This window comes from Bacillus sp. AY3-1 (assembly GCF_008368785.1).
Taxonomy (GTDB): Bacteria; Bacillota; Bacilli; order Bacillales; family Bacillaceae_G; genus Bacillus_A; species Bacillus_A wiedmannii.
This window is the reverse complement of sequence record NZ_QORZ01000016.1, coordinates 232,701-258,954: the sequence shown is the minus strand read 5'-3', so window position 1 is coordinate 258,954 and position 26,254 is coordinate 232,701. Positions and strand designations below refer to the sequence as shown.

The window sequence follows — 26,254 nt, the reverse complement described above, 5'->3', positions numbered from 1 at the left end:
TGAACAATGCGTTCTGAGACACTACTCTTCTTCTAAAATAGCGTAATAATATTCATCCCACCATTCATTTCCATGGGGTATACACTTCCTGAAATATCCTTCTCTTCTCATTCCAATTTTCTCCATCACTCGATATGACGGGGTATTTTGTGGCTGACATGTAGCTATAATTCTATGTAATTTCATTTCCTTAAACCCATATTTTAATGTAGCTTGTGCTGCTTCAGAAGCATATCCTTTATTGAAATATTTAGGATTGAATACCCACCCAATCTCATAAGTATGCTCACCAAAATATTTATGAAAAACAATATGACCAATCAGAATATTTTCATCTACCAGTATCACAGGAAAGCTCCCTGCATTTTCACCCATATTTCTATTTACAAAGTTTCTTGTATCTTCTTCAGTAAAAACTCCTTCGGGTATGTATTTCATAACATTGCTATCTGATGTATACTCATGGACAGCTTGCCAATCTTTGAACTCAAAATTTCGTATTAATAATCTTTCTGCTCTTATAAACATTTACTTTTCTCCTCTCAAAAAATCGTTTCTTTATTTCAAATCCACATTCAACCCTTAAACTAAAAAGAACTTGTAAGAATCTCTGCAAGTTCTTTTTAGTTTAAGGTGAATATACGAGACAAACAAACTATCTTACAGATTCTTTATAGAAACTACTGACAGATTCTTTATAGAAACTACAGGAACAGTACTTTGACAAATATATCATATAACAAATATTAACATTTGTATATTTTCGAAAATTGCGTCAATTAAGAGTGGAAATAGCTTTTTCTTAACTATTCTTAATTTCGTTTACTATTAACTTCATTCTTATATGGTTTAAAATCGAATACATATTTTTCTGCTGGCCAAATATCATCAATGTTGACAGGCATTGTTTGAATGTCTGCATTATGAATAAATACAGTTAATTCTTTAGGTAATTCAATTTCATTTTCACACCTAAGTAAATATTCATTTACAGCTCCATTTACATAAAAATGTTGGATTGCTTTTCTTACTCATTCATTCATAAATGAATCCTTTCTTAACCCATTTTCAAATCATATCCCCCAGATTTGTGTGAAGATTTTGTTGAGTTTAAATTAAAGTCTACTTCTCCCTGATGTTTCCTCTTTTTATTAAGTCAAATCTACCATGTTGTGTATATAAAGCATAAAGATTATTAGATTTTGAATCAACATATACGTCCCTTTTATTTAAAAATAAGAAAACCCCATATTCAATAAAAAATACAGGGTTTTTATAAATCAGTTTATTTTGTTTAAAATTATACTTAGTCGAAAGAAGTTCGTGAATGAAATAGTACTTATCTAATTAAGAAGAATTTAGATTCCAGCCCAAACATCTTTTCCATATCGCCCTTCATCTTGCAAAGAATCCAACCAATCCCTTGCCTCTTGTTCCCTTACTTCATGAATTTCTTGATATGCTTGACAAAGGGTGTCTTCTACGTCAGGAGCCATTTTACTTCCATCACCACATATATAAAGATGAGCTCCATTATCTAATAGCGAAATTAAATTGCTTCTATCTTGTTTTATTAAATGCTGTACATATGTTTTAGGATGTCCTTCCAGGCGAGAAAAAGCTGTGTGTAACGAGATTAATCCATCTCTTTCATCATTTTCTAGTTCTGTACGATAGAGATAATCTTTTTCAGGATGACGGCAACCAAAATATAGATGTGCTTGTCCTAAGTTCATACCTTTTTGCTTTTGAACACGACGCGCTTGCAAGAATCCACGGAATGGTGCAATTCCAGTACCTGGTCCAACCATGATAATTGGTGTTTCTGGATTTTCAGGTAATTGAAAGTTCGATTGTGGCGTTCGAATGAAACAGATAATCTCATCTTTATTATGACGCTGAGCTAAATAATTAGAAGCGACTCCTTCATATGTCCCTACCCCACTCCATGCAGGTGCATTAACAACCCCAACCGTAATGCTCAGACGATCCTGTGCAACGAGTGGAGAGCTTGAAATAGAATAGTAACGCGGTTTGAGCGCAGGAAGAAGTTCTAAAAAGCGTTCAAATCGGATTTCACAAGCCTCATACTTTTCAAGAAGATCCAACATTGACATACGTTTCTTTAATATTTGTTCATGATAAACTCCCTCTTCCAATAATGATTCCAATTCCTTTTTATGAGGAGGGCATGCTGTGAATGTCACCATTTCTCGTATTTGTGCTCGAGTGGCTGCTTCTTGCACTTCTACACTATAACTAAGAAGGTCAAATAAACTAACAGGACTGTCTAAAGGTATGTGATTTACACTTCGTCCACTTGCACTCAGTATGACTTGATCCTTCCCATTTAATCCAAAGCGTTTTAAAATTCGGTTGACATTTTTCTCACTATTAATTGGCAGCACACCAAGGTGGTCACCTTCTTGATACGTAGCGCCTTCTGGCAAGGATATCTCAATATGTCGCGTGCTTCTTTCACTGCTAGATGATTGAAGTTCACGATTTTCTAGTATAGACGCATAAACTGCTTCATATGTTCGCGCCAGAGGAGATCCTCCAAGACGACTAACAAATTGTAAACTTAATGTACTGCGTTCTCTCTCAATGTTTTTGTTAAGTTCCAATCCAAATGCCTTCATCGCATCAGACCACATGCTTTGTTTCCATTGCTCGAGCTGTTCCTCGAAATCACCACTTGCATCCGCTTCTCCACGTGTAGAAAATCTTGTTGCTCCTTTTTGAGCCATTTGCTCATCAATGTATCTTGGAATTCGCTGATAAGTACTAGCCCAATTATGATCTCCACAACCAAAAACTGCGTATTGAACACCTTTTAGCTCATCCGGTTTTAATTCTTCCAACCATTGCACAAACTGCCCTGCATTACTTGGCGGTTTTCCATTATAAGAAGAAGTTACAATAAGAACCGCCCCTTCTTTTGGCAGACTTCCAATTCGATCGTTAAGAGCTACCACTTCCGTTTGAACACCTTCTAAACTAGCTGTATCTGCTAGTTCTCTGGCAATACCTTCTGCTACCCCTGTATCCGATCCATATAGAACAAGAAGCGAAAGATTATCGGCCCCAATAATAGAAGGAGTCTTCTGAACTTGCTGCTTGGTTTCATGGTTTTTCAGTTTCTCTTCTATAGGCGCAAGAACAGTAGTATGGCTAATAGTTTGATTTCGGGGTAGAATCCTAATTTTAAAATCATCAGGCTTTAACGTTAATGTTTGTTTTACATCCAGCTGATAGTCTTGATAATCAATGAATTCAAAATGTTGAAGAAGCATTCCCATTACGAGTGTAGCTTCATGAAGTGCAAACTGCATACCGATACATGCCCGTTGACCATTTCCAAATGGCTTATAAGCATGATGAGGAACCTTATCCAGATCTTCAAATCGTTCAGGTTGGAATTCTTCCACATTGTCTCCCCACGCGTTTTTATCCCTATGTAACTGTGGAATAAGAACAGAAATACGATCTTCTCCTTTCTTAATTGGATATTTCCCACCAATCACTGTATCTTCTTTTGCATAGAGACTGAATGCTGGAGCAGTAGGCCATAGACGTAGCGATTCATTTAAAATCATCCGTATATACTTAAGTTTCATAACTTGTTGGTATGTTGGAGTAGGATCTGTCAAAACCCGATCTACTTCTTCATAGGCTTTTTTCAATTTATCCGGATTCTTTAATAAAAAATAGATTGCAAAAGATAATAATCCACTTGTTGTTTCATGCCCAGCTATTAAAAAAGTGATAATTTGGAAACGAATATTTTCATCATCTAATTTTTCACCAGTTTCCGGATCCTGCACATTTAACATACGGGAAAGTAAATCATTTTCTTCCTGATTTCCACTACTTTTACGTTCAGCAATAATATTATCCACTAAGGAAAACATAGATTGAATATCATGCTGAAATTGACGTTTCGTTCTCCACATGATTTTGTCTTCTATATCCAGCCGCTGTAATTGGTGCATCGCCTCATCTAGAGCACGGCTCATGCTAGTAATAAAAGGATGAGGGGTCTCACGATAAAAGCTATTAAATCGATAATTAAAACCACATAGACCAATTGTATCCAATGTAAGGCGAGTCATATCCTCCGGTACATCTACGCTTTCATTCGGATTAAGCCGTGCCCATTTTTGAACGAGTTGTACGGCAAGATCGACCATCATAGCATGATAATCTTTCATTGCTCGTTGGCTGAATGTAGGCATCAAAATATTATGAGCTTTTTTCCAGTTAGGCTCATGAGTCTCACTTGTAAATAATCCGTCTCCAGCAAAGGCGCGAACTTTCGCTAAAGCACCCTCTATACTTTTATCAAATCTTGTTTCGTCACAGACTTCTGCTACCAGTTCATGCCCAGAAACGACAATGATGGTATCACTTAAAGTTTGAATTTGAAAAATAGGACCATACTCTTCCGCTATCTTGATAAAAGATAAGGTCGGTTTATCTTTATCGATTAATGGGAGATTCCCCAGCAATCCATATGTTTTCGGTTGAGGAATGGCAGATACTTTTTTATCCATTAAAAACACCCTTTCAAAAAAACATAAAATAAAATATCCCATTCAATAAACAATGAATCGCCTGGGATAAAGATATGTAATTGATTACCTTATTTTATCTTTTCCCTAACTATTCACGATTATGATATTGCTTATAAGGTTGTTAATCTAAATTGTTTGTTGCTATTACATGTATAACTTGCAGAAAAAATACTAAATTAAAATGAAGCGTATTATTATAATGTTTATCAGAATTTGAGAGCTAAAGATTGTAGTATTAGGAAAACCAGTAGTTTCTAATGTCACTTCAAACAAATAAGATAAATAAGTATACTGTGTTGCTAATAAAAAAGGATCTGATATGAATATCAGATCCTTTTTACTATATATAATTATTTCACTGGTTCTTTTCCAGCTTTAAAGACCAGCGCCTTAGCAGCAGAAATTTGCATTTCTTCATAGTCTAACTAAACATTAAAAACTTGTAGAAATTATAATCTAAAGTTTTATTTTGCTCTACCGATTTAACCTCTCGACAGCTTCCGCACTTGTATCTACACGTTTCACGAAAAAAACTAATAGTAGTGCAACAATGTTCATGCCAAGCGCTACATAGAATGAATATTGAATTCCGGATAATAAAGCCTTCTGAGTTAACATTGCCTTCGTAGCTTCTGTGAAGGTTGTTGGATCTAATTCAGACATTAGACTTTCAGCTTTTGTTTTTGTTACAGAATTCATAATCGTAACAAGAATAGCAGTACCAATTGAACCGGACACTTGTTGAGCTGTATTATTAACAGCTGTACCGTGCGGATTTAAGCGAGTTGGCAATTGATTAAGGCCATTTGTCATAAGTGGCATCATCACCATCGCCATCCCAAACATCCGCAGTGTATAAATAAGAATAATATGTGTGTGACTAGAGTCAATTTGCAGGTTTGCCAGCATATAAGTTGAAACGGCTGTAATAGAAAGTCCTACTATACCAAGAATCCGAGGGCCATATTTATCAAATAGTTTACCTGTAATTGGTGACATAACTCCCATTATTACCGCACCTGGAAGCATCATCAGCCCAGAGCTCAGCGGTGAAATACCGCGGACATTTTGTACATAAGCTGGTGTTAAAATCATACCCGAAAACATGGCCACTGCATTGACAATTGCAATTACAGACGCAAGTGCAAACATTGGGTACTTGTAAACACGTAAATCCAATAAAGGTTCATTCATTTTTAATTGACGGATAATGAAAGCAATTAAGGCAATAGCGCCTATGATTAAGGTTGTTAAGACCACTTTATTCGTCCAACCATCGGAACTTGCAGAACTGAATCCATACAACAGACCGCCAAAACCGACAGAAGATAATAATAATGAGAGATAATCAAGTTTTGCATTTTTATTTTGCCTCATGACATTCTCCGATTTCCAAATCCCTAACAGTAAGCTAATGATTGCTAACGGTAATATCATTTCAAACAGCAAACGCCAGTCATAATACTCTACAATATACCCCGATAGTGTCGGTCCAATTGCTGGGGCTGTAATCATAACTAATCCAAAAATCCCCATTGCTGTTCCCCTTTTTTCTCTTGGAAAGCTTACTAGCATAATATTCATTAACAAAGGCCCCATGACTGAAGAACCTGCTGCTTGAACCATCCGGCCAGTAAGTAATAAATCGAAGTTCGGTGCTACAGCCGCTAAGGCCGTACCAAGAATAAAAATCATCATAGATGTAATAAATAAGCTCCTATTGGAAAATCGGGTTATTAAAAATGCTGATGCCGGAATTAATATACCACTTACAAGCATATACCCTGTAGAAAGCCACTGAATCGTTGAATAATCTTTAATGTCTAAATCCTTCATTATTGATGGCAAGGCTACATTTAAAAGTGAGTTATTTAGAAATGAAACAAATGCCCCAATAAAAAGGATTACAAGCATTACATATGGTGGTTTTCTTTTATGTAACGTTTCACTCATATATTTATTTGCCCCTTCATTATCAATTCCATTGATTAATTTAACTCGTTTGCATATTTGCACGAGAATATATTACCCTTGCAGTATTTTGCCAAACTCTTCGAATGGATATTCTCTTTTTAGCAATTCTACTTGCTCGACATAAAATGTTAAAATTTTTTTACTGATTAAACCTTTATAAACACGTTTGTTAACCGAAATTAAATTAGGCTGAATTAAACAAAAGGAGCAATTGAAAATACCCTTAAAATAAAGTGAAACTTTAATCAGTGGTGCTTTTACAGGCAGCCGCTTTCACTGAATTTTGAGGTGGAGTTGTCTTATTGCCCACAAATTGCGGGATACATCAACAAGTCAATACACCTATTCCTTTAAATACAGGCTTGTAAATCTAGTTATGTAACCATCCATAAAAAGGAATATTACATAGGCTAAGTCTAACATTACATTTTTAAAGTGAGGGGAATAAACTTATGCACCAATATTGGTATTTGAATTCAGAGGGAAATGGAGAGCAATATAATAACCAAATTGCAATGTCATCATTATATTTACAGCCCCAAATAGCTAAAGCTGAGGGAATGAATGATGTGAAGATTCCTGAGAATTGGAGTTGTCGAGTCTATCCATTTGGTTGGGATTCACCAGCCAACTATACGGGTTTCAATCCCGAGCCCCTTCCCTTCTCTTTAGGTCAGCCAATCCATTATGCAGGGATGATGCCCCAAGGACATCCTGCTAATTGGACTCCATTACCAGGCCATGCAGGTAATTTCCCAAAACCTCCCTTACCCTGGGCTCAACCATTCAATCATACAGGGATGTTCGCACAAGGTCATCTCGCCGCTTTACTATCGCCACCAGCTAAAGCTTTTAATTTTAATACCAATAATAACTGGGGTATTTTGGGAAACCCTCCAGGATGGGGAGGACAGATAAGTCCCATGGGATGGGGGAATAACGGAGGTTACGGCCAGCCAGGAATGCTTGGAAACTTACTTACAGTAGGAAAAGGCACTATGAATGGAATTGGAATGCTTAGTAGTCTAATGGGTATGGGGAAGTTCTTCTTTTAGTGGATTAGAACGAGAGGATAGGTCCATAGCCCCGACTTAAAAACCAGTTCCTTTTCTCCATTGATTCCATCTTCTTAAACATGCTTTCAATACTCCCTCCAAATTCGTTTCCTCGTCTTTCAAATTATAAAAACATCTATTATCTTGTATCTAATAACTTTATAGAGGTGTGGTAGCACCAACAAAACGCAAAAACCCGGTTCCTTTACAAAAGAACCGGGTTTTTAATTTTAATTTATTTGAAAAGTATTCAAATCTTTATAGAATCTTTTTCCTGTTCATCCAAAGTCGACTGAAAATCCGCATGTAATAGCATCTCATTTAACGAAAGAAACTTGTTAATTAATTACATAACGCTATTCTAACTTTCCTTGCGAAGCTTAGCGGATCATCAACGTCTTCAATATTAACGTAGATTAAATTTGGATCATCACATAACCACTCATTGTGTATAGACGAAACGATTATTCCTTGTTTAATAATTGTAGCAACAAATCCATTGACTTCTTTTTGTAAGAGCGCTACCCGTCCTAAACATAATGCCCGTCCAGTTTTTTGATCTCTTGATTCGAATGAGAAAGAACTTGTTACCCTAAAACGTTTCCCTAAGATTGTTGCCTTTATTTCATCCCGGTTTATCGTTGCCACGCATTTTCCACCGGCAAATCCTTCTTGACCACCAATAATTCTTGCAAACTGTTGACAAATTAATTCATCATTACACGCCATACCTTCCATCATCCCCCCCTTTTACTATTAGGTTATGAATGAATACAAAGGTCTGAAACGGTAATGAATCTATTCTATTACAAAAAAGATTATCAGAACCTAACGAATTCCATTATATGGTAATATATTTTTAGAAAGCATAAAAAATACACCCTAAGGTGCCATCCTGCGACTTGAAAATCCTATCTATGTATGGAGACCTATATAAAAAAAGCTTCTAACTGTAATGTATCGAGCTCTTATGGTATTAAGAATCTCCGTTATATTACTTTCTGATCAGTCTCGTTAAAGCCATCCCAAGAAATCCAACACCCATTCCTATGAGCCATCCAGTTTGAGCATTACCTAACATAGATCCCACTCCTCCACCAAGAAACATACAGCCAACAAATACTAATCCTCCAATTCCCCAATTCGGTCGTTCCATAGTTCAATCACACCCCTTCCATAAAACATATGCGATTAACTAGCCTAACTTTCTTGCATGGGATAGTTAATTATTTTGCATATGTTTAGCACTTTCAGGGCATTCAAAAGATGCGGAGATTGAGTCATTTGAATAAATTACAGAAGGAGAATTTCATTTTTTCATATTAAATAACTTAAGAGTGTGTTTCACAATTTCTGACTCACCCCACCGCTATCTAGATCAGACAAGAAAGCAGAAACGAAAATTATATGCATCATTGACTACTGTTAATGAGACGTTACGTTAACCTCACATGAAGACCTTATCCATCCAAATTTATACAAAGTTATCCTTGCTGATGGTACAATTAAAATCATGGAGGGATATTATGGGAATTTATTTTGTAATAACACTACTTCTTATAAACGGCACTGCAATATTCTTATTTTTCTTGTCTGTTTCACCAAAAATTAAGGCTAAAAACCTATCTTCAATAATGATCTGTTTAGGGATAAATTTAATCATAATTCCAGCGGCTTTTCTTATAGGTGGGATAGCTGATTATGCAGGTGTAGCGGCTAATTATGGGGCTTATTTCGCGGGTGAGTCGGCAACAGCTCCTCCTCTAGTTAGTCGTGCACTTTATTTTTTGGGAGGATTTCTCTTTATTCAGGGAATACCGCTGCTCATACTACTTGCAGCTTTTTGGAAGTTTGCTAGAGCAAAGAAAATAAAACAAGTATAGAAGGATGAGTGGATACTTTTTAGAGTAGGGATTCGCTTTTTTCTCGCTACCAATAATAGGATTTCATGTCATACAATGGAGTTAATATTAGAAAACTGTGAGGATGATTACGTTGATAAAATTTGTAATTTGTTATGCTGCAAGTCTGTTTGCTTTTATTTTTGGATGGTTCTTGATTTCATATATTTCTCATCCTAGCTTTATTCACCCGAACGTTGTATTAGGATTCATTAAAACGATCTTCACTTATGGTAGTATACCAGCTCTTATAGCTTGTCTAATCGGGGAAGTGTTATACAGGAAAATCAAGCGATGTAGAGAATTTCAATTTGGAATCCCTGTATTTATAGGACAAGCAGTTATCTATACACTTATACCATTTCTTTTGCTTTTTCCTTTTAATTTTTCCCATTTCTTTGATTTCGTTGCACCTGTAATTATGGGGTCCTTAGCTTTTTATTTAGTACGTCGAAAAATATAATTAACTTCAAGAGTGTGGCAAATAGAATCCGGAGTAGTAAAACCACACTGTATAACCAAACAGAGCTCAAATAACGCATCAATTCTTGCGAAATAAACAAGAAAAAGAATAGAGGGTTTGAGGAAGAAAATAAGTAATTGCGTGAAAAAGAAAATGTAAAGCTTACTGATTACTTCATAAAGTTATAAAATTAGGACCGTACATATTAGATATATCTAAAATGTACGGTCCTTTTGTTTACTAGTGGTTCACTTATCTAACCTATAGATAAGTATGTGGTCCTTTTACCATTTAAATTTCTTTTTAAACTGCTTATATTTTCTATACGAACGTCTAACAATGTTTAACATAAAATACGGTATTTTAATAGGGGAAGGGAATTTATAAATGAAGGGCAAATAAATTGTAAAATATGCCTTTTCTATGTCTCTCCACTTACTATCTTCTTTTGTTTTTAAGAAATCAGATACATCGACTACATATCCTCTTCCGTTTTCCATCATCACATTTTTCCCGTGAACGTCACAAGGAGTTAATCCTTGTTCTCTTGCATACTCTAAAGCTTCATTGATATCAAAGATCACCTGCTTAGGAATTTTAATGCCCTTATGAATAGCATCGTATAAGGTAATTTCTTTTAAACGTTTCAATACTATGAAATTTTCTCCTTTATATATAAGCTTCGAATAAGAAGGATGGTTTCCAATTCTTCGGTATACTTCTGACTCTTTTTCAATTCCTTCTCCTTCTCGCGCGTAAACTTTCACTACCCAATCTTTGTATTCTTGATGCATAAATACTGCGGCATAATTACCTATTCCTAAACACTGCCAAAGTCTAGGAATATCTTTAACTATTACAGGCTCGAATTCATCCTCACTTCTAATGCTTACCTCTTTTAATAATTCGTCCTTTATCAATCTCACAAAACTGTTTATACTCATCATTTCCACTCCGGTTTTGCTAAAAGGGGGCCCACCCCATTGCCATCAACCTAAGCTTTTGAGATACCCCCCCCATAACGAAATTTTCACCTTTTTACAGTTATTTATGAGAATTCAGCTCATTTTTTCGTTTTGGGGAACAATCAATTTCTTAAGTTGATGGGTATGTGATAATGCTTCCATTTGAACAAATTTTCCTTTTCCATATCGATCACACATCTTTTGTAGAGTAATAGTATCAGCATATCCCAGTTCAAGAGGTTACTTACAAAATATTTAGAATTTTTTTGTGATAATCCTCCGAAATGTAATACGGACTTTAAATACTTTCATTTATAATTCTCTATTTGTCTATACTTTTCATATCGCTGTTGTATAAGCTCTTCCGAGGATGATAGTATCAATTTTTTTAGAGATGATTCGATTACAGATTCAATCATTTTTGCCTGTGATTTTATATCATTTTGTGCTCCACCCTTAATTTCAGGAATGATTTCATCAATAATTCCTAAATGTTTTAAATCTTTTGCTGAAATTTTCATATGTTCAGCAGCTTCTGGAGCATACTTAGCGTCCTTCCATAGGATAGATGCTGCTCCTTCTGGCGAAATTACCGAGTACCATGAATACTCTAACATATGGATATGGTTACCGACACTAATGCCAAGAGCTCCACCACTTGATGCCTCTCCAATTACAATACAAACAATTGGCACTTTAAGTGTAGCCATTTCAAATAGATTTCGAGCTATCGCTTCAGAAATTCCACGTTCTTCAGACCCTTTCCCTGGATAGGCGCCTATTGTATCAATAAATGTAATAATAGGGCGATTAAATTTATCAGCTTGTTTCATAAGTCTTAGCGCTTTTCTATAACCTTCTGGATGTGCCATTCCAAAATTTCTTTCTATACTTTCCTTTGTATTTCTACCTCTTTGATGACCAATAACCGTAACGGGCATCCCTTTAAATTTTGCAATACCACCTATCATTGCTTTATCATCACCATATAATCGATCACCATGAAGTTCGAGAAAGTTTGTAAACAATAAAGGTATATAGTCCAATGTCGTGGGCCGGTTACGTAGCCTTGCAATTTGAACTCGTTGAAAAGGTGTAATATTAGAATAAATTTTATCTTGCATTTTATTTAAACGTTTTTCTAATACATGAATTTCTGGCGATAAATCTACATTATTTTCTTTCATAATTTTCTTTAATTCATCAAATTTCTCTTTTAATTCTATAATAGGACGTTCAAAATCCAAACTCATTTTACCCTCCAAATGTTATGATTTACCTCACTCTAATCAAAAGGCTTAGAAATAGAATCAATAAATAATTCAAAACCATCCACAACTATTTTTTGTTCTGATTCTGATAAATTATTGAGAATACTTTGATAAAATGTAATGGATTGCTCTCTTAAGCAATTAACAGTTATGTGACCTTTTTCTGTGAGGTGCAGAAAAAGTTCTCTTCTATTTTTTTCATTTACTTCACGATAAATAAGCCCCTTTTTTACTAACTTATCTACCAATCTACTTACAGTTGAAGTCTCTAATCTAAGTTTATTGGATAGTTGCCAAACAGTTAATTTTTCCACCTCTAGTTCCTCTAACGCCATCATTTGAGAAGTTGGTAAAGGTTTTTCAAATGGTCCATTGGGCAAATTTTGAGATTCAAAAACCCCAGTTATTATAATCATTTTCCTAATATCTGTTCTTAGTTTTAAAGCATCTTCTCTTTTCAAAAAGGTCACCCTCCTACAACTAATGTATCATACATCAATTGCATTATACATGAATATGTTTTTTTCACAAGCTTAACGTAAGCCAATATTACAACATGGACGAGATATTTCTTCTTGTTAAAATGGTATAAGTGGATTGTTTTCTACAAATGGCAGAACATCAATTATGTATCAGGGGCCTTTATGGGGTACCGCTCATCGCAATCAAGCTAAGAAAAGTAAATACCCCCAAAAAGAAAAAAATGAGTTGAATTCTCAAAATAACTAATTGTAGAGAAAGAGAATTTTCATTTAGTGTGTACTTCAAAATAATACCATTTAAAATACCGGTTCTTATTAGAACCGGTATTTTAAATGGTATTAAGCTTTAGGATTCATTAATTATAGGATGGCCTGTAGATATAACACATTCCCCTATAGTTAGGTTACTTAGATTTTTTTAATTCTTTGTTTGCTTTATCTATTAACTTAGAAGCAGTCTCTAATCTTTCAACCCCAGCATCAACTTCATTTTCTTTACCCTTATCTAAACCTTCTTGTATGATTGCCACTCCATCTTTTACATGAATCATCGCTACACCTACATTATGTTGTACTGGGTGATCTTTTTCTTTATACTCTAACTTACTTATTTTTTCCACTAACTCTAAATAAGGTTTAGATACTTCTTTTAACTCTTCTGACTTTTTCTTCATTGACTTGCTACTTTTTACAATACCGTCTATTTCCTTAGATTGTTCGGAGAAATCTTTCATTAAATATTCTAGGTTTTTACTGAAGTCTTCTTTTTTATTCTGTTTAACAGAAGCTTCCATTGCTTCATCTTTCTTAACCTTTGTCTCACATCCAACCCCAGTTAACATTAACATTGGAACTACTAAAAAAGATAAAATCTTACGTTTCATTGACATATACCCCTTTGTTTTAAAATGCTTTTTCTATTCTTTCCACTTTTATATTTGTTTCCATTTTATTTGGCACTACAAATATCGTTTATTTTACCTATTTTCCTATTGTTTCAGCAACGTCTTCAATCTCTTTTAAATATATATCGTTCACATCACTTATCCCCTCTAAATACTTGTCAAATGGTTCGTTTAAAGATAATCTCCAAAGAAGTCGTATATCCTGCGAGTGTTAGCGTAAGGACTTGAACAAATTCCCAACCATCCTCAGCATGTTCTATAATAATACGCTTATAATCTTCTTTGGGTTGCCCTTTCCATCCATCAATTTCGACTTTCACAAATTTGTAATCATACATATTCTTCCACCCCTTTTCCCTAATTGTACCATTTAGAAGAAGCGATGTATTGTACTTTTTTGACTGTATACTCTATACATATGGAGTTAACATAACGCATCATTATCAGTAGCAAGGACAAGGAGGAATCTTCCCCTTACAAGGGAACCTCCTTTCTTTGTTCTATCGACCTATGCATTTTTTTATACATTCCTATCCTGGCACGGTTTTAGGGTTCTTTTTTGTTGTTGGATCAACAAAAAAATTGTATTAAATTTTGCATACTCCTAGGGGTCACTATATATGAACGCTACGTATTTGACTTTCTCAATGACCAACATTATTTAACGTGGTAAAATAGTATTCGGATGGGAATCCAATGTTATTAAAATTAAAGTGGTTATCAAGTCGGAGGAAGGCACCTTAGGGTGTCTTTTCTTTTTAAAATATATAAGCGCACCATCCCTTTCATAATAGAGGCCTCCCCCTCATACCTCCTTACAAGGAGAATGATAAGGCTTTTTTTATTTACCCAATTACCGAGCTCTCAAATGTTTTAAATAGTTACAATACATGTATTGCTTCAATAACATATGACATTCTTAAGAATGTCATTGAAATGTACCAATAGATGTTAGTGCAGCAAAATAAATTGTGTTATGATGTGAGCAAATATAAAGCTATCTAACGGAGGGATTCACATGCCGCATGTTGTGTTTCGTGGAATTACTACTGAACAATTAAAATGCATAAGCAAGCCATTAATAGAAGAGCTCGCAGAGATTTGTGAGTGTGGTACGGATAATTTTACGTTGGAACTACCAAGTTCTACGTTTGTATTCAATGGAGAAGAAATAGAAGCGTTTCCTCTTATTGAAGTGAAATGGTTCGAGCGTGGACAGGAAATTCGTGATCGATTTGCCAAGGCCATTACTACATATGTAATGGATTTTGGCCTTCCAGAAGTAGAGGTTGTATTTACGGTTTTCACAGAATCAGCGTATTATATTAACGGGAAGCATTGTGCAAGTTAGAACTATTTGAAAGATTTTTGTAACATTTATAAGGGGTAGAACTACATTGCCATCATGCTAAGAAAAGCGAATATCCAAACACAAAACATGAAAAAACTCCTAACAAATTTTGTTAGGAGTTTTTTCAAATATGCGATATTTTTTTAATCTTCACTATTGATTTCTATTGTACCTGTTCTAGCACTAACTTTTAAACTATTTAACAGATTATCAGGTGTCTTAATTTCCACTTCATATTCAAATGTAGATTGTGCTAAGTTGTCATCTTCTAATTCGAATTCTTTTTTCACATTAATAATTTCTCCATTTGTATGTGCTAAAGAAATTTCACGAACTTGTTTCTCTGTGTAGTTTTCATTCTTTTTGGCATAGTTGTAACCCATACCATAATATCCACCAACAATCGCAATACCACTTACTAAAATAGCAATTATACTTATCATTATTTTCTTTTTATGTTTTAACATTTTCATCCACTCCTTCATGATTAATCATCTATTCCAAATCTTGCTTCAAGCGCATTTTCTGCTTGCTCTAATTGATCTTCCAGTATATCGTGTTCTCTTTCTTGCGCTTTATATTGTTCAATAGTTATCGTTCCAGCATGATAATCTGCTTCTAGCTGATTATCAGATAGATCTATTTTGTCATCTCATTGATCAATTTCTTTTTTTGCTGCTAAGTACGTATTTAAGTTTTCTTCCTTTGCTCCAACTGGTTTCGTGTTATTTGCCTTTTCAACGATAGATGTGACTTCGTTTTTGAAATCTTGTATTTGCTTCGTATCATTCGCAGCAGCTTGTGTTTTGATTGATTCTTTTTGTAGTTGAGCACTTTCTTTTTGCAATGTATCATTTTCCACTTTCAGTTGTTGTACTTCTGTATTGTTATCAGCTTGAGTAGAACAAGCTGTTAACAATAAATAAGAGAATGCTCCAATCAACATCCACTTTCTCATTCTGTTTCCTCCCTTTACATGTGCACCTTATCCTTGCCTTTATATTACTGAACAAACATTAAAGGAAGATTAATGTACAAAAAAATAAAATGATATAATTAAATAGTTTCTAATCTTTCTTTAATGTTTTTGAATTATAGTGATACATATTAATAAGAAGAAAAGGAGAATGGTAATGCGAGTTCTTATTGTCGAAGATGAACAAGACTTACAAAATATATTAGTAAAACGATTAAATGCTGAACATTATAGTGTCGATGCATGTGGGAATGGAGAAGATGCCTTAGATTATATAAACATGGCTACCTACGATTTGATTGTACTTGACATTATGATTCCCGGAATAGATGGCTTACAAGTATTACAAAGATTACGCGCGGACAATCATACAACCCCTGTCTTGCTTCTTACAGCTAAAGATACAATTGATGATCGCGTAACAGGACTCGACTTAGGTGCAGACGATTATTTAGTAAAGCCGTTTGCTTTTGACGAACTGCTAGCAAGAATTCGAGTGTTAATGCGAAGAAATACAGGAAGCACATCTAATGTGTTTGAAATCGCTGACCTAGTGGTAGACTGCAATATGCATAAAGTAACAAGAGGAGGCCAAGTTATCACTCTTTCCAGTAAAGAATTTGCTATTTTAGAATATATGATTCGTAATAAAGACGTTGTGCTGACACGAGATAAAATTGAACAACATGTGTGGAATTACGACTATGAAGGTGGCTCGAATATTATTGATGTTTACGTCCGCTATCTTCGTAAAAAAATTGATAGCCAGTTTGAAACGAAGTTAATTCATACAATACGAGGAACTGGTTACGTATTGCGAGTAGAATCATGAAAAGACTATCAATCAAAATGAAAGTAACCCTGTGGTATACAGGGCTAATTGTAATTATTATGGCACTCGTGTTAGCTTTTATTTTAACTTCTTCAGATAAAGTTTTGCTTTTTAATATGAAAGATCAATTGAAGAGCACAGTAAAAGAAAGCATGGAAGATATTGAATATAAGCATGGACAATTAAAGATGGACGATGATTTTGAACCCTTAGAAGATGGAGTAAATATCATTATTTATAATAAACAAGGTGAGCTGCTGGCAGGAAATAGTCCAACAAGCTTTAATAAAAAGATATCGCTTAAACCCGATGAAATACAAACCATTAAAGACGGTAATAAAGAATGGATTGTATATGATTTTCTCCATAATGCAGGCGGCGATGAGCAAGTCTGGGTTCGTGGAATTATGACCATGAACCAATTATCATCAACGATGAATACGCTTATTGTGGTAACACTCATCTCATTCCCATTACTTATTCTCATTTCCGCAGTGGGAGGATATTTTATTACGCAAAGAGCGTTTCGACCTGTGCAACAAATGAGTGATTCAGCTAGTAAAATTGGTGATGGTAAAGACCTTTCGAAGAGAATTAATTTACAAGGTTCACCGAAAGACGAAATGTATCATTTAGCACAAACCTTTGACAAAATGTTTGAGCGATTGGAGACATCATTCGAAAGTGAAAAACAATTTACATCTGACGCATCTCATGAATTAAGAACACCCACATCTGTTATTATTTCACAATGCGAATACGCTTTATCACTGAGGAATAATCCGAAAGAAATGGAAGAATCGTTAGAAGTAATTTTAAAGCAATCACGTAAAATGTCCGCGCTAATCTCACAACTCTTATTATTAGCAAGAGCTGACCAAGAAAACCATAATACTTTCCAATTTGAATGTATCAATATGAGTGAATTAACGGAAATCGTTGTAGAAGAGCTTTCATTAATGGTTCAAGAAGCTTCGATTGATATCACAACTCATATAGAGGAAGACCTGTTTATGAAAGCAGATCAAACATTGATGATGCGTTTATTAATGAATTTACTAACGAATGCGATTGCTTATAGCAAAGCGAACGGCACTGTGCATATGCAACTGTTCCGTGATGAAACCAACATAATAGGTAAAGTCTCCGATAATGGCATAGGCATCAGCGAGCAACATATTACGAAAATATGGGACCGCTTCTATCGAGTTGACGCAGCACGAACATCTTCAAGCACCGGAAACACAGGTTTAGGATTGTCGATGGTAAAATGGATTGTCGAACTACACGGAGGAGAAATTACAGTTGAAAGTAAATTAGGAGAAGGCAGTACGTTTACATTTAAACTACCAATGGAAAAACAAGCATAATTTATGCGCATCTGTAGCTTCCAAATAAAGACTGATTCAAAAGCTCTCTTCAATATTTATGTAAAAATGATTGACACATTTTAAGCAACATCGATTTTATCATTTTGGACAACCTTTTCTGTTAAGTTGATATACATGTAGAAAAAACTATAGAAATAAAACCCCCAGAAATCCAAAGGTCTCTGGGGCTTCATTATATATTTAGCTCTTTTTGCTTTTTGTTTTGTTTATGTTTATACAGCAATTTTCGGCTTATGAGAGAAATCAGTAATAAGACCAGTATTAGTACGAAAAGTTGCATAAATGATAAATCAAAATATTTAGCACCTGTAACGATTAACAGTGTAGAAATCGTACCTTTTACAATGAAAAAAATAATAATCCATAATCCGCCTTTTTTCCAGTTCATTTTTATATTACCCTTTCCTACTTTTAAATTCTTAAATGGGACACCTTATTAGAAATCTATTATATTAATAAAAAAATCATGTCTAATTAAATGCAACGATTCTATATTAAGTGAAAATGATATTCAATGTCAATTTTATTGACTATTTGAATACTTGTTTCTTCATCTCAATCACTTTCTACTTTGGTTCTTAGAAGCAATGAACTCTTGTTTTCAAACAAAAACACCTCCATTGAAATTGCACACTTAGTATGCAATTTCACGAGGTGTATTTTCATGTACCATCAGGTAAGATTTCCTGCTTTATTTATTTCTTGATACGCAGCTATTTTCTAGTACACAATAACTGGATCATATGTGTTCAAACTATCATACACAGTTTTTGCAACGTTAGGAAGAAGGTTTACACACCCGCCTGATCCTCCTGTTAAATAAGCATTATTTCCCCAGTCTTTTCGCCAGCCTGCATCATGGAATCCTTGACCGCTATTTGTGAATGGAACCCAGTAATCTACTTTAACTGCATAATCAGCTTTACCTACTGCGCTTCCTTTAAGCGTGTATGGTGTTCGTTTATATAGAACGTACCACACACCTGGTGATGTATCTTCACTCGTGCTATGTTTACCAGTTACTACATTTGTTGTGACAACTAATTTCCCATCTTTATAAATCCAAATTTGTTGATCTGCAATGGAAACTTCTGCATATGTGTCTCCGATGCCATTATTCGATGTTGTTTTATAGCCGATTCCTTCCTTCTCCCAACCATTCCCGTGAATATTAGAAGCAGAAAGCGATTTTTCGCCTTTCTCAAAGGCTTCTTGAACTTGTTTTGTTTCTTTTTCCACATCTAGTGCCCAGCCGTATCCTTGTCCTTTTACTGATATAACCGAACCAGAATGTGTTTTAAAAGCGAAGTCTTTATGTAATGTAGATTTAGCCTTATTAATTTCAGCAACCTTATTCTTAATGTCGCTCGCATCGATTGTTACTTTCATATCCTTTGACATAGTAGCATTTTGAATTAAATCTTTCGCTTTTAATGAATACACTTCATCCTGCACTTTATAATCAACGGACTGCCCCAGAAGATTCTGTAATGCTTTCTCTTCTTGTTTGATAATCGGATCGCCTTCTTTAATAGGCTGTATGTATGCAGACTTTAGATGAATTTCGCTTTTATGCTTCTGCTTGTCGTAATCTTTTAGTAGATTCGTAACGTCATACTGTTTTCCATCAACGCTCTTCGCAATAACAACTTTTCCTTGTTCGAGCTTAGCCATAGCATCTTGAGGCGCTTTTAATTTTTCATTCATAGAGACAAGCTTTTCTTCTACAAGTTTTTTCATCGTTTCACTACGATACTGATCCGCTTCTTTCGGTAGCAATGAATAATCTTTTTCCTTTGTGGAAGGGAAAAATGTCCACTGACTTTTTAATAGCTTCTTAACTTGTGGCAAGTCTTTTTCCGTCAGTTCCGTTTTTGTATCTTGTTCATCTAAAATTTGTTGTTGATCAATATAGACTTTGTTTGCTAGTCCAGATGTTTTTAATTCCTGTATTGCCTGATCAGCGCTCAAACCACCGACTTTTGTATCGTTAATCGTAACATTCGAATTGAAGTGAGTTGCTTGATAATAGCTCATTCCTCCAATAAGAAGTGCAATGAAACCGCCACCCGCTGCGATTAGCTTCCAATTTGTAAAACGTTTTTTTGATCTTACCCGTTTTTTCTCAACTTCTTCAACAGATTCATTTACTGTATTGTTATTCATTAATCTTTCCCCCGTATACATTAACGTCAATCGATTTTAAACCAAAACCATTGAATAGTGTACCTTATTTTTCCTGAAATTTCATTATTTTTAACAGATTTCATCTCATTTAATCGATTAAAGTTAGATTTTTTAATAGACAGATACATTAAGATGGTAGATAAAGTGAAAAAAGGACCATATCAATCGAGCTACTACGGGTCCCTCGCATTCGCCGAATTTTGAAGGGCGACACTACTTAACTTGGTAAAATAATTTTCGGATGGTTCAAATCAGAGGCAGGCACATTAGAATGTCTTTTATTTATGAAAAATATCCACAAAAAATGGCCTACATGTAGACTCTTTTTTGTGAATATTTTAATTTCGCATATTTTATTAATTTAAATGCGAACTATGCTTCCCGCTTTTCACCAGGTTTCACAACCTCTACTATCAGCCTAACGAATTTCACCTTATGACCTTTATCATCAACAATTTCAAGTTTCTTAAAACTATTATATATGTTTGTACCACGCTTTATTGATACGATTAATCTTTTCAGGTGTTGAAGTTTTAGAATCATTCTTTGGTGTAATCCTATTATTAGAACATCCTGCAATGGTCAAACAGCATGTAGCCAATAAAACTAATAATATTAATTTCTTCAAATAGCCACTCCTATATAAGGAAAATATTATATTGAGAAAATTAAACATAACATCAAATCTTTGTAAAAACAATATATTTCCTAGTATTATTATTCAATGGCGGATTAATGGACACCTTAAGGTTCACTAATCCGCTTATACGCGGAGAACCTCATGCTCATCAAGTCAATGTCCATTTTATCCGATTCTCAATGTTTATTCCAATATAAAAAGATAGCTATTTTTGTTGAAAACTAATTATCTCCAAAAATGAAAAATACGAGCTGAATTTCTATAACCCTATATACGCTTATTCAACTAGTTTCTCCCCTGTAACAATCTGAAACAAAGTGGCTGCATGTTTCCCTTCTAATTGAACGTACCGACTATCCCCCGCTATGATCTCTATTTTATCCTTATTAGGACTTATCCAAATTTGATACAACACAGCTTTCGCCTCTATTTTCGGATTTTTAAATTGAAAAATAAAGTGATAATCAGCTGGACGAGACATTTCCACTTTTTTATTTTCAAAAGTAGTATCATTTAATATTTTCTTTACTTGCAACACTTCGTTATTATCTGTCGCCATCTTAAAATCTTTATATTCATTATCACCAATATGTTTTTGCACTTGAATTCTTTGATCTTCATTTCCTACTATATTTGAACAGCCGGTTATTATGAGTATACAGATCGCAATAAAGACTAGAGACCAATTTCTAATTTTCATATTAATACCCTCTTTTCAATACAAAATATTTTAATTTGTAAAATAAAGGTAATTAATTTACACTTAAAAATATAAATAATAAAGAGAAAGGAGTATCGTTCCATGCAATTACAAACATACACTTGGAAAAGTTATACGTTTCTCATTGTAAGTATATTCGTTACTATTAATCTCTTTCTCTTCTCACCTATTTTAGACAGAGTTGGAGTAGAATATGTCGTGCCTTTCGCCTATTTCATATTAGCTTCCGCTGTTATAGCAATAATATTAGCAGTTATCTCTTTTTGCAGCCGAGCTGAGAAGAAAATTTTAGCCATTATCGGTTTATGTTTTACTCTATTTAACACAGCAATTATTTTATTTTTCCTTTGGTTTGGTTACCATTTCACTTAATTGAAATATAAATAAACTCCATAAGCCACAAATAAAATTAACAGAATAGAAATGCTAAGTACCCTATATATGATCCATTTTACATTTGAACTCATATAATCTCCCTTCTCATTTCATGATAATTCCAGTATATAACAAAAAAGCATTGGATACCCAATGCTTTTTTACACTTACGCAAATAAAGATGTATTCGCATATAACGCTGGTGAACCACCTGAATGTACGAATAAAATGTTGTCTTCTTTATTAAATGTACCTTTTTTAATTAAGTCGATTAGTCCCGCTACTGCTTTACCTGTATATACTGGATCGAGTAAAATACCTTCAGTTTTCGCAAGTAATTGAACTGCTTCCACCATTTCTGGTGTTGGTAACGCGTAACCTGGTCCTACATATTCATCAAAGCATGTAACAGCTTCGCGCGGGATAAAGTTCGGAATACCAACGTGAGCTGACGTTTCCTCTACAAGTTTTGCTACTTTCTCTTCTTGTTCTGCTTTTCCTCTACTTACGTTGATTCCGATTACAGGAATGTGACTTTGTGTTCCAGCAAAACCAGTAATTAAACCAGCGTGCATACCAGCACTACCACTTACACAAACAACTGTACTGAAATCAATTCCTTGGTCAAATGATTGTGCCATAATTTCTTGCGCACAAGCAACGTATCCCATTGCACCAGTAGGATTTGATCCACCAACTGGTATGACATATGGTGTATTACCTTTTTCACTTACTTCTTTCGCTACTTTATGCATCTCTTCCATAAGATCTGCTCCGTTTGGTACAACAATTACATTTTCAGCACCTAGTAAATGATATAAGAAATAGTTTCCATTAAAGTCTGGCTTCTCTTCTGGCTCAAGCCCTTCTTCTAATACAAGAATACATTTCATTTTTTCTTTTACCGCAGCTGCAAGTGTTAGACGGCAATGATTTGACTGAATACCACCAGCTGTAATTAACGTATCTGCACCTTTTGCCTGTGCATCTGCAACTAGAAACTCTAACTTTCTCGTCTTATTACCACCAGCTGTTAAACCAAGTAAATCATCTCGTTTAAAATAAATAGTCGGCCCACCAAGTGCTTCAGAAAAATTGTTTAATTTTTCAATTGGAGTATATGACTCTGTATATTTTTTTCTCGGGAATTTAGCTAAATTCATTAATAACGCTCCTTTTGTACTTCTTTCACAATGTATGTAACGATACTATTATTACATGTAAAAATGATGAAGTCACCTTTCTAGGGGAAAAATGTATTGGAATTCCGTGCCGGTGTATGAAATTATACTTATGAATTTTAACTTCAATACGGTACATGAAATGTATTTCAACGATTTTTCAAATATATCGTTCATAACTTGAAATATATCAACGATTTTTTCAATATATCGACGATTCGACATAAGATATCGATTTATCGACAAAAAAACAAAACAAAAAGAGCCCACACATTCAAATGCAGGCTCCCTCCAATCACTTATTTACCGAAAATCGGAGTAGCTGCGTTAATCCTGGTTCTAAATTCATTTCGCCTTTATGGCGTACGTATATAATTTTGTCCCCATCAATTTTTGGTGGATTTCCTGGATTATACGTATTCCACTCGTTCGTTCCTTCTACAGAGTACTCCATATATTCCGTTGCACCGACGATTACGTTTTTACTATCATCAGCGGTTACATTTGGTGCCATTTGTGCGACTTTAGCATCACTAATTAATAGCTTCTTTATATCCTTATCACGTTTATAATCGTAAGCTGTTACCATTACATCGTTACCATATGCTTTCACTTGTAATCCTTGTTTAAATGAATATCCATCTGGAGCAGTCTTCTCTCCGCCATTTGGTCCAGCTGACATCCAGCCTGTTTCAATACCACCCGTATTCACAACTGTAAAGCCTTTTTCATCTCCGCCTGCAATTTTCTTTTTACCAGCCCAGTCTGGTAAGTTTAAATCCCAATGCGTATGACTCGTGAAGAAAACAACTTGCGGATAGTCCTTTAATATATCGTACAATTTATCAATGTTTAAATAATCTTGTAAATATGGATTTTGTCTTGATCCAGATACTGTATCCGGTAAAACGTGATGAGAGAAAATAAAAATTGGCTTATTTTTATCTTTTTGGCTATATTCTTCTAAATTTTGTTTTAACCAACCTAATTGCTCATCACTCATAAATACTTCATCCCACATTTTTGAATCGTGGTATTTCATATATTTTTCAGTTCCTAAAAATAAAAGCGGATAACCGTCTAATTCTTTTTTATGATATACCTTTTCTTGCCCGCTAAATTGTAAGTAGCGGTTAAATAGCGTTTCTTCCGTTACACCATTTGGCCATGTACTTTGAGAGAGCTTCCCATCAGCTGTCCATTTACCAGCGTAAAACTCATGATTCCCAACAGTTGACCATACATTTTCTGGATGCTTATTTTTGTTTAACACACGCTTCACATCATCATATTGTGACTGTTGTCCCGTTGACGTTATATCCCCATTCATAATAAGTGCTCTAGAAAGTGGTGTCACTTTGTCCATATCTTTTAATACGTGATCAAAATCCCCTAAATCCCCTTGAATGTCACTAATAACATTAAAAGTTGTAGCTGATTTTCGGGTTTGCTCTTTCCCTTCCGCATGTGCTGAAAATGTCGGTAATAATGCCGCCATAACAGCTAATGAAGCAACTGCCTTTTTCATACAAATTCTCCCCCTAATAATAGAATGTATAAACTGACATGTTCTGCTTTCTCTTAGGTGCTTGTCCAATTCACATTATAGGGAGGGATTGTAAAGGTTGATTGGGTAAAAAATTAAGAGTTTTTTAAGGGGTTTTGTCTTTTTTACACGTCTTATATAACAATTCGTACTAATTTTTCTATTAACCTATTAATGTTAACTGAATGTAAAATTATACGAAAAATCACTTAATTCAATGCGTTGTATTTTAATTTGCTTTACATCATTGTAACAAGAAGAATAAGATGGCCTAAACGGTCACTTATAGGTAAAGTGACCATCATTTCAATAAAGCACTTTACCCCTTCAAATTTTCTTCATTTAATCCGAACAACTCTTGTAAAATAAACCGTCCATCTTTTCTTATCAGTACATCATCAAACCAAATTTCACCGCCGCCATACTCTGGCCTTTGAATGGTTACTAAATCCCAATGTATCGCTGATTTATTCCCGTTGTCTGCACCTTGTAGCGAATCTCCAATTGCTATATGATAACTACCGTTTATTTTTTCATCAAATAACGTATTATTCATCGGGTGTAATATATAGGGATTAAACGCCAGTGCAAATTCTCCAATATATCTTGCTCCCTCATCCGTATCAAGAATTCGATTTATTCGTTCTGTATCATTTGCATATGCCTCTATTATTTTCCCATGCTTCATATGTAACTTTATATTTCGAAATGCATAACTTTGTTGAACAGATACTGTGTTACATGTTATTACTCCATTTACAGAATCTTTGACAGGTGCTGTATATATTTCACCATCCGGAATATTATCCGTGCCATCCCCCTTTAAAACGCCTATTCCTTCAATGGAAAACTCCAAATCCGTTCCTTCTCCAATAATCCTCACTCGTTTTGTCTTTTCCATTAATTCTTTTAATGGCTCCATTGCTTTGGACATTTTATTATAATCTAGCGTACATACATCAAAATAAAATTTTTCATAAGCCTCAGTACTCATATTCGCTTCTTGTGCAGATGCTGCATTCGGAATTCGCGTTGTCACCCATCTCGTTTTATACACTGCTTCACTATGCGCTTTTCCAAATACCTTTTGATATAATTTCATTTTTTCTGCTGGTACATCTGCTAATTCATATGCATTTCTAGGGCTTCGGAGATTAATATACACTTGCATCTTACTTAATCGGCAACACTCCCCATCTGCTAACAACTTAAATTGTTCTTCAGATCCTGACAAAATTAATTGCCTCGTTACAGACACATCGCGCATTGATACATGCGCATATCCACCTGCTTTTTCTACGGACTTAATAATTTCACGAACGACTGCGGGATCTATTTCTGTAACACTTTGGATCAACACTTGATCACCAGGCTGTACTTTCGTAGAATGATTGACTAGTATATCTGCTAATTTCGATAATCTCTGCTTCACTACACCTCTCACCCTTTCATTCCCATTTC

Annotated in this window: 25 protein-coding genes and 1 pseudogene; 7 read left to right on the top strand and 19 right to left on the bottom strand. The window is 34.7% G+C overall.

Going from position 1 to position 26,254, the window contains the following annotated elements:
• Nucleotides 1–21: 21 nt before the first annotated feature.
• The 3 genes from DN389_RS12565 to DN389_RS12550 all read right to left on the bottom strand — a co-directional run bounded on the left by DN389_RS12565 (nt 22) and on the right by DN389_RS12550 (nt 6,530).
• Complete coding sequence (locus DN389_RS12565; protein ID WP_149237201.1) at nt 22–528, bottom strand: GNAT family N-acetyltransferase; 507 nt, start codon at nt 526–528, stop codon at nt 22–24.
• Nucleotides 529–1,358: 830 nt separating this feature from the next.
• Entirely contained in the window at nt 1,359–4,556 is a 3,198-nt protein-coding gene (cypD, locus tag DN389_RS12555) for a bifunctional P-450/NADPH--P450 reductase (protein ID WP_149237200.1), read from the bottom strand.
• Between the two features lie 495 nt (nt 4,557–5,051).
• Nucleotides 5,052–6,530, bottom strand: a complete 1,479-nt coding sequence (locus DN389_RS12550; protein ID WP_088081581.1) for a DHA2 family efflux MFS transporter permease subunit — start codon at nt 6,528–6,530, stop codon at nt 5,052–5,054.
• A gap of 473 nt (nt 6,531–7,003) precedes the next feature.
• Between DN389_RS12550 and DN389_RS12545 the strand changes: the two genes are divergently transcribed.
• Nucleotides 7,004–7,606, top strand: a complete 603-nt coding sequence (locus DN389_RS12545) for a hypothetical protein (RefSeq protein ID WP_097889858.1) — start codon at nt 7,004–7,006, stop codon at nt 7,604–7,606.
• A 342-nt stretch (nt 7,607–7,948) separates the two neighbouring features.
• Here DN389_RS12545 and DN389_RS12540 read toward each other — a convergent pair whose 3' ends face one another.
• Nucleotides 7,949–8,335: a DUF1259 domain-containing protein gene (locus DN389_RS12540; RefSeq protein WP_097858734.1), complete on the bottom strand. Its 387-nt coding sequence runs from the start codon at nt 8,333–8,335 to the stop codon at nt 7,949–7,951.
• A 265-nt stretch (nt 8,336–8,600) separates the two neighbouring features.
• Nucleotides 8,601–8,762, bottom strand: coding sequence for a hypothetical protein (locus tag DN389_RS28430; RefSeq protein WP_033691926.1), 162 nt, complete (start codon nt 8,760–8,762; stop codon nt 8,601–8,603).
• A 370-nt stretch (nt 8,763–9,132) separates the two neighbouring features.
• On the opposite strand from DN389_RS28430, the gene DN389_RS12535 reads away from it, so the two are divergent.
• Nucleotides 9,133–9,489 (top strand): hypothetical protein, encoded by a 357-nt coding sequence (locus DN389_RS12535; RefSeq protein WP_097858688.1) that lies wholly within the window; start codon nt 9,133–9,135, stop codon nt 9,487–9,489.
• A 103-nt stretch (nt 9,490–9,592) separates the two neighbouring features.
• On the top strand, nt 9,593–9,970 hold the full coding sequence (locus tag DN389_RS12530; RefSeq protein ID WP_088122573.1) for a hypothetical protein: 378 nt from the start codon (nt 9,593–9,595) through the stop codon (nt 9,968–9,970).
• A gap of 284 nt (nt 9,971–10,254) precedes the next feature.
• Here DN389_RS12530 and DN389_RS12525 read toward each other — a convergent pair whose 3' ends face one another.
• From DN389_RS12525 to DN389_RS12500, 5 genes are all read right to left on the bottom strand, one after another.
• Complete coding sequence (locus tag DN389_RS12525; protein WP_149237199.1) at nt 10,255–10,914, bottom strand: protein kinase family protein; 660 nt, start codon at nt 10,912–10,914, stop codon at nt 10,255–10,257.
• 329 nt (nt 10,915–11,243) lie between these two features.
• Nucleotides 11,244–12,188 carry an acetyl-CoA carboxylase carboxyltransferase subunit alpha gene (locus tag DN389_RS12515; RefSeq protein WP_088081578.1) on the bottom strand — a complete coding sequence of 315 codons (945 nt, stop codon included), beginning with the start codon at nt 12,186–12,188 and terminating at the stop codon, nt 11,244–11,246.
• A 32-nt stretch (nt 12,189–12,220) separates the two neighbouring features.
• Entirely contained in the window at nt 12,221–12,667 is a 447-nt protein-coding gene (locus DN389_RS12510; protein WP_149237198.1) for a MarR family winged helix-turn-helix transcriptional regulator, read from the bottom strand.
• Nucleotides 12,668–13,092: 425 nt separating this feature from the next.
• Entirely contained in the window at nt 13,093–13,578 is a 486-nt protein-coding gene (locus DN389_RS12505) for a hypothetical protein (protein ID WP_060486478.1), read from the bottom strand.
• Between the two features lie 173 nt (nt 13,579–13,751).
• Complete coding sequence (locus tag DN389_RS12500; RefSeq protein ID WP_088080346.1) at nt 13,752–13,931, bottom strand: DUF4177 domain-containing protein; 180 nt, start codon at nt 13,929–13,931, stop codon at nt 13,752–13,754.
• A 680-nt stretch (nt 13,932–14,611) separates the two neighbouring features.
• Between DN389_RS12500 and DN389_RS12495 the strand changes: the two genes are divergently transcribed.
• Nucleotides 14,612–14,944, top strand: a complete 333-nt coding sequence (locus DN389_RS12495) for a DUF1904 family protein (RefSeq protein ID WP_097858685.1) — start codon at nt 14,612–14,614, stop codon at nt 14,942–14,944.
• Nucleotides 14,945–15,087: 143 nt separating this feature from the next.
• Here the strand turns inward: DN389_RS12495 and DN389_RS12490 are convergent, their stop codons facing one another.
• A complete protein-coding gene (locus DN389_RS12490) occupies nt 15,088–15,411 on the bottom strand; it encodes a PepSY domain-containing protein (RefSeq protein WP_088081080.1) in 324 nt (107 codons plus the stop codon).
• A gap of 20 nt (nt 15,412–15,431) precedes the next feature.
• Nucleotides 15,432–15,902, bottom strand: a pseudogene (locus DN389_RS28770) (hypothetical protein).
• Nucleotides 15,903–16,077: 175 nt separating this feature from the next.
• Between DN389_RS28770 and DN389_RS12480 the strand changes: the two are divergent.
• Nucleotides 16,078–16,752 (top strand): response regulator transcription factor, encoded by a 675-nt coding sequence (locus DN389_RS12480; RefSeq protein ID WP_087984229.1) that lies wholly within the window; start codon nt 16,078–16,080, stop codon nt 16,750–16,752.
• Nucleotides 16,749–18,122: a sensor histidine kinase gene (locus tag DN389_RS12475; protein ID WP_149237197.1), complete on the top strand. Its 1,374-nt coding sequence runs from the start codon at nt 16,749–16,751 to the stop codon at nt 18,120–18,122. The genes DN389_RS12480 and DN389_RS12475 overlap by 4 nt, the downstream gene beginning before the upstream one ends.
• A 193-nt stretch (nt 18,123–18,315) precedes the next feature.
• Here the strand turns inward: DN389_RS12475 and DN389_RS12470 are convergent, their stop codons facing one another.
• The 4 genes from DN389_RS12470 to DN389_RS12455 all read right to left on the bottom strand — a co-directional run bounded on the left by DN389_RS12470 (nt 18,316) and on the right by DN389_RS12455 (nt 21,670).
• Entirely contained in the window at nt 18,316–18,531 is a 216-nt protein-coding gene (locus DN389_RS12470; protein WP_001104092.1) for a hypothetical protein, read from the bottom strand.
• 332 nt (nt 18,532–18,863) lie between these two features.
• Entirely contained in the window at nt 18,864–20,309 is a 1,446-nt protein-coding gene (locus DN389_RS12465) for a L,D-transpeptidase family protein (RefSeq protein ID WP_149237196.1), read from the bottom strand.
• 393 nt (nt 20,310–20,702) lie between these two features.
• The gene (locus DN389_RS28420) at nt 20,703–20,873 is read right to left on the bottom strand and encodes a hypothetical protein (RefSeq protein ID WP_165761967.1); all 171 of its coding nucleotides are present in this window, start codon (nt 20,871–20,873) and stop codon (nt 20,703–20,705) included.
• 374 nt (nt 20,874–21,247) lie between these two features.
• The gene (locus tag DN389_RS12455) at nt 21,248–21,670 is read right to left on the bottom strand and encodes a YhfM domain-containing protein (protein ID WP_149237195.1); all 423 of its coding nucleotides are present in this window, start codon (nt 21,668–21,670) and stop codon (nt 21,248–21,250) included.
• Nucleotides 21,671–21,772: 102 nt separating this feature from the next.
• Here DN389_RS12455 and DN389_RS12450 point away from each other — a divergent pair, with 102 nt between their 5' ends.
• Nucleotides 21,773–22,063 (top strand): hypothetical protein, encoded by a 291-nt coding sequence (locus DN389_RS12450; RefSeq protein ID WP_001176970.1) that lies wholly within the window; start codon nt 21,773–21,775, stop codon nt 22,061–22,063.
• A gap of 170 nt (nt 22,064–22,233) precedes the next feature.
• Here DN389_RS12450 and cuyA read toward each other — a convergent pair whose 3' ends face one another.
• From cuyA to DN389_RS12430, 3 genes are all read right to left on the bottom strand, one after another.
• Nucleotides 22,234–23,229, bottom strand: a complete 996-nt coding sequence (gene cuyA, locus DN389_RS12445) for a D-cysteate sulfo-lyase (protein ID WP_001046585.1) — start codon at nt 23,227–23,229, stop codon at nt 22,234–22,236.
• Nucleotides 23,230–23,542: 313 nt separating this feature from the next.
• Nucleotides 23,543–24,775 carry a DUF4073 domain-containing protein gene (locus tag DN389_RS12435; protein ID WP_097858679.1) on the bottom strand — a complete coding sequence of 411 codons (1,233 nt, stop codon included), beginning with the start codon at nt 24,773–24,775 and terminating at the stop codon, nt 23,543–23,545.
• A gap of 337 nt (nt 24,776–25,112) precedes the next feature.
• Nucleotides 25,113–26,225, bottom strand: coding sequence for an aminopeptidase (locus tag DN389_RS12430; protein ID WP_179874319.1), 1,113 nt, complete (start codon nt 26,223–26,225; stop codon nt 25,113–25,115).
• Nucleotides 26,226–26,254: the final 29 nt, after the last annotated feature.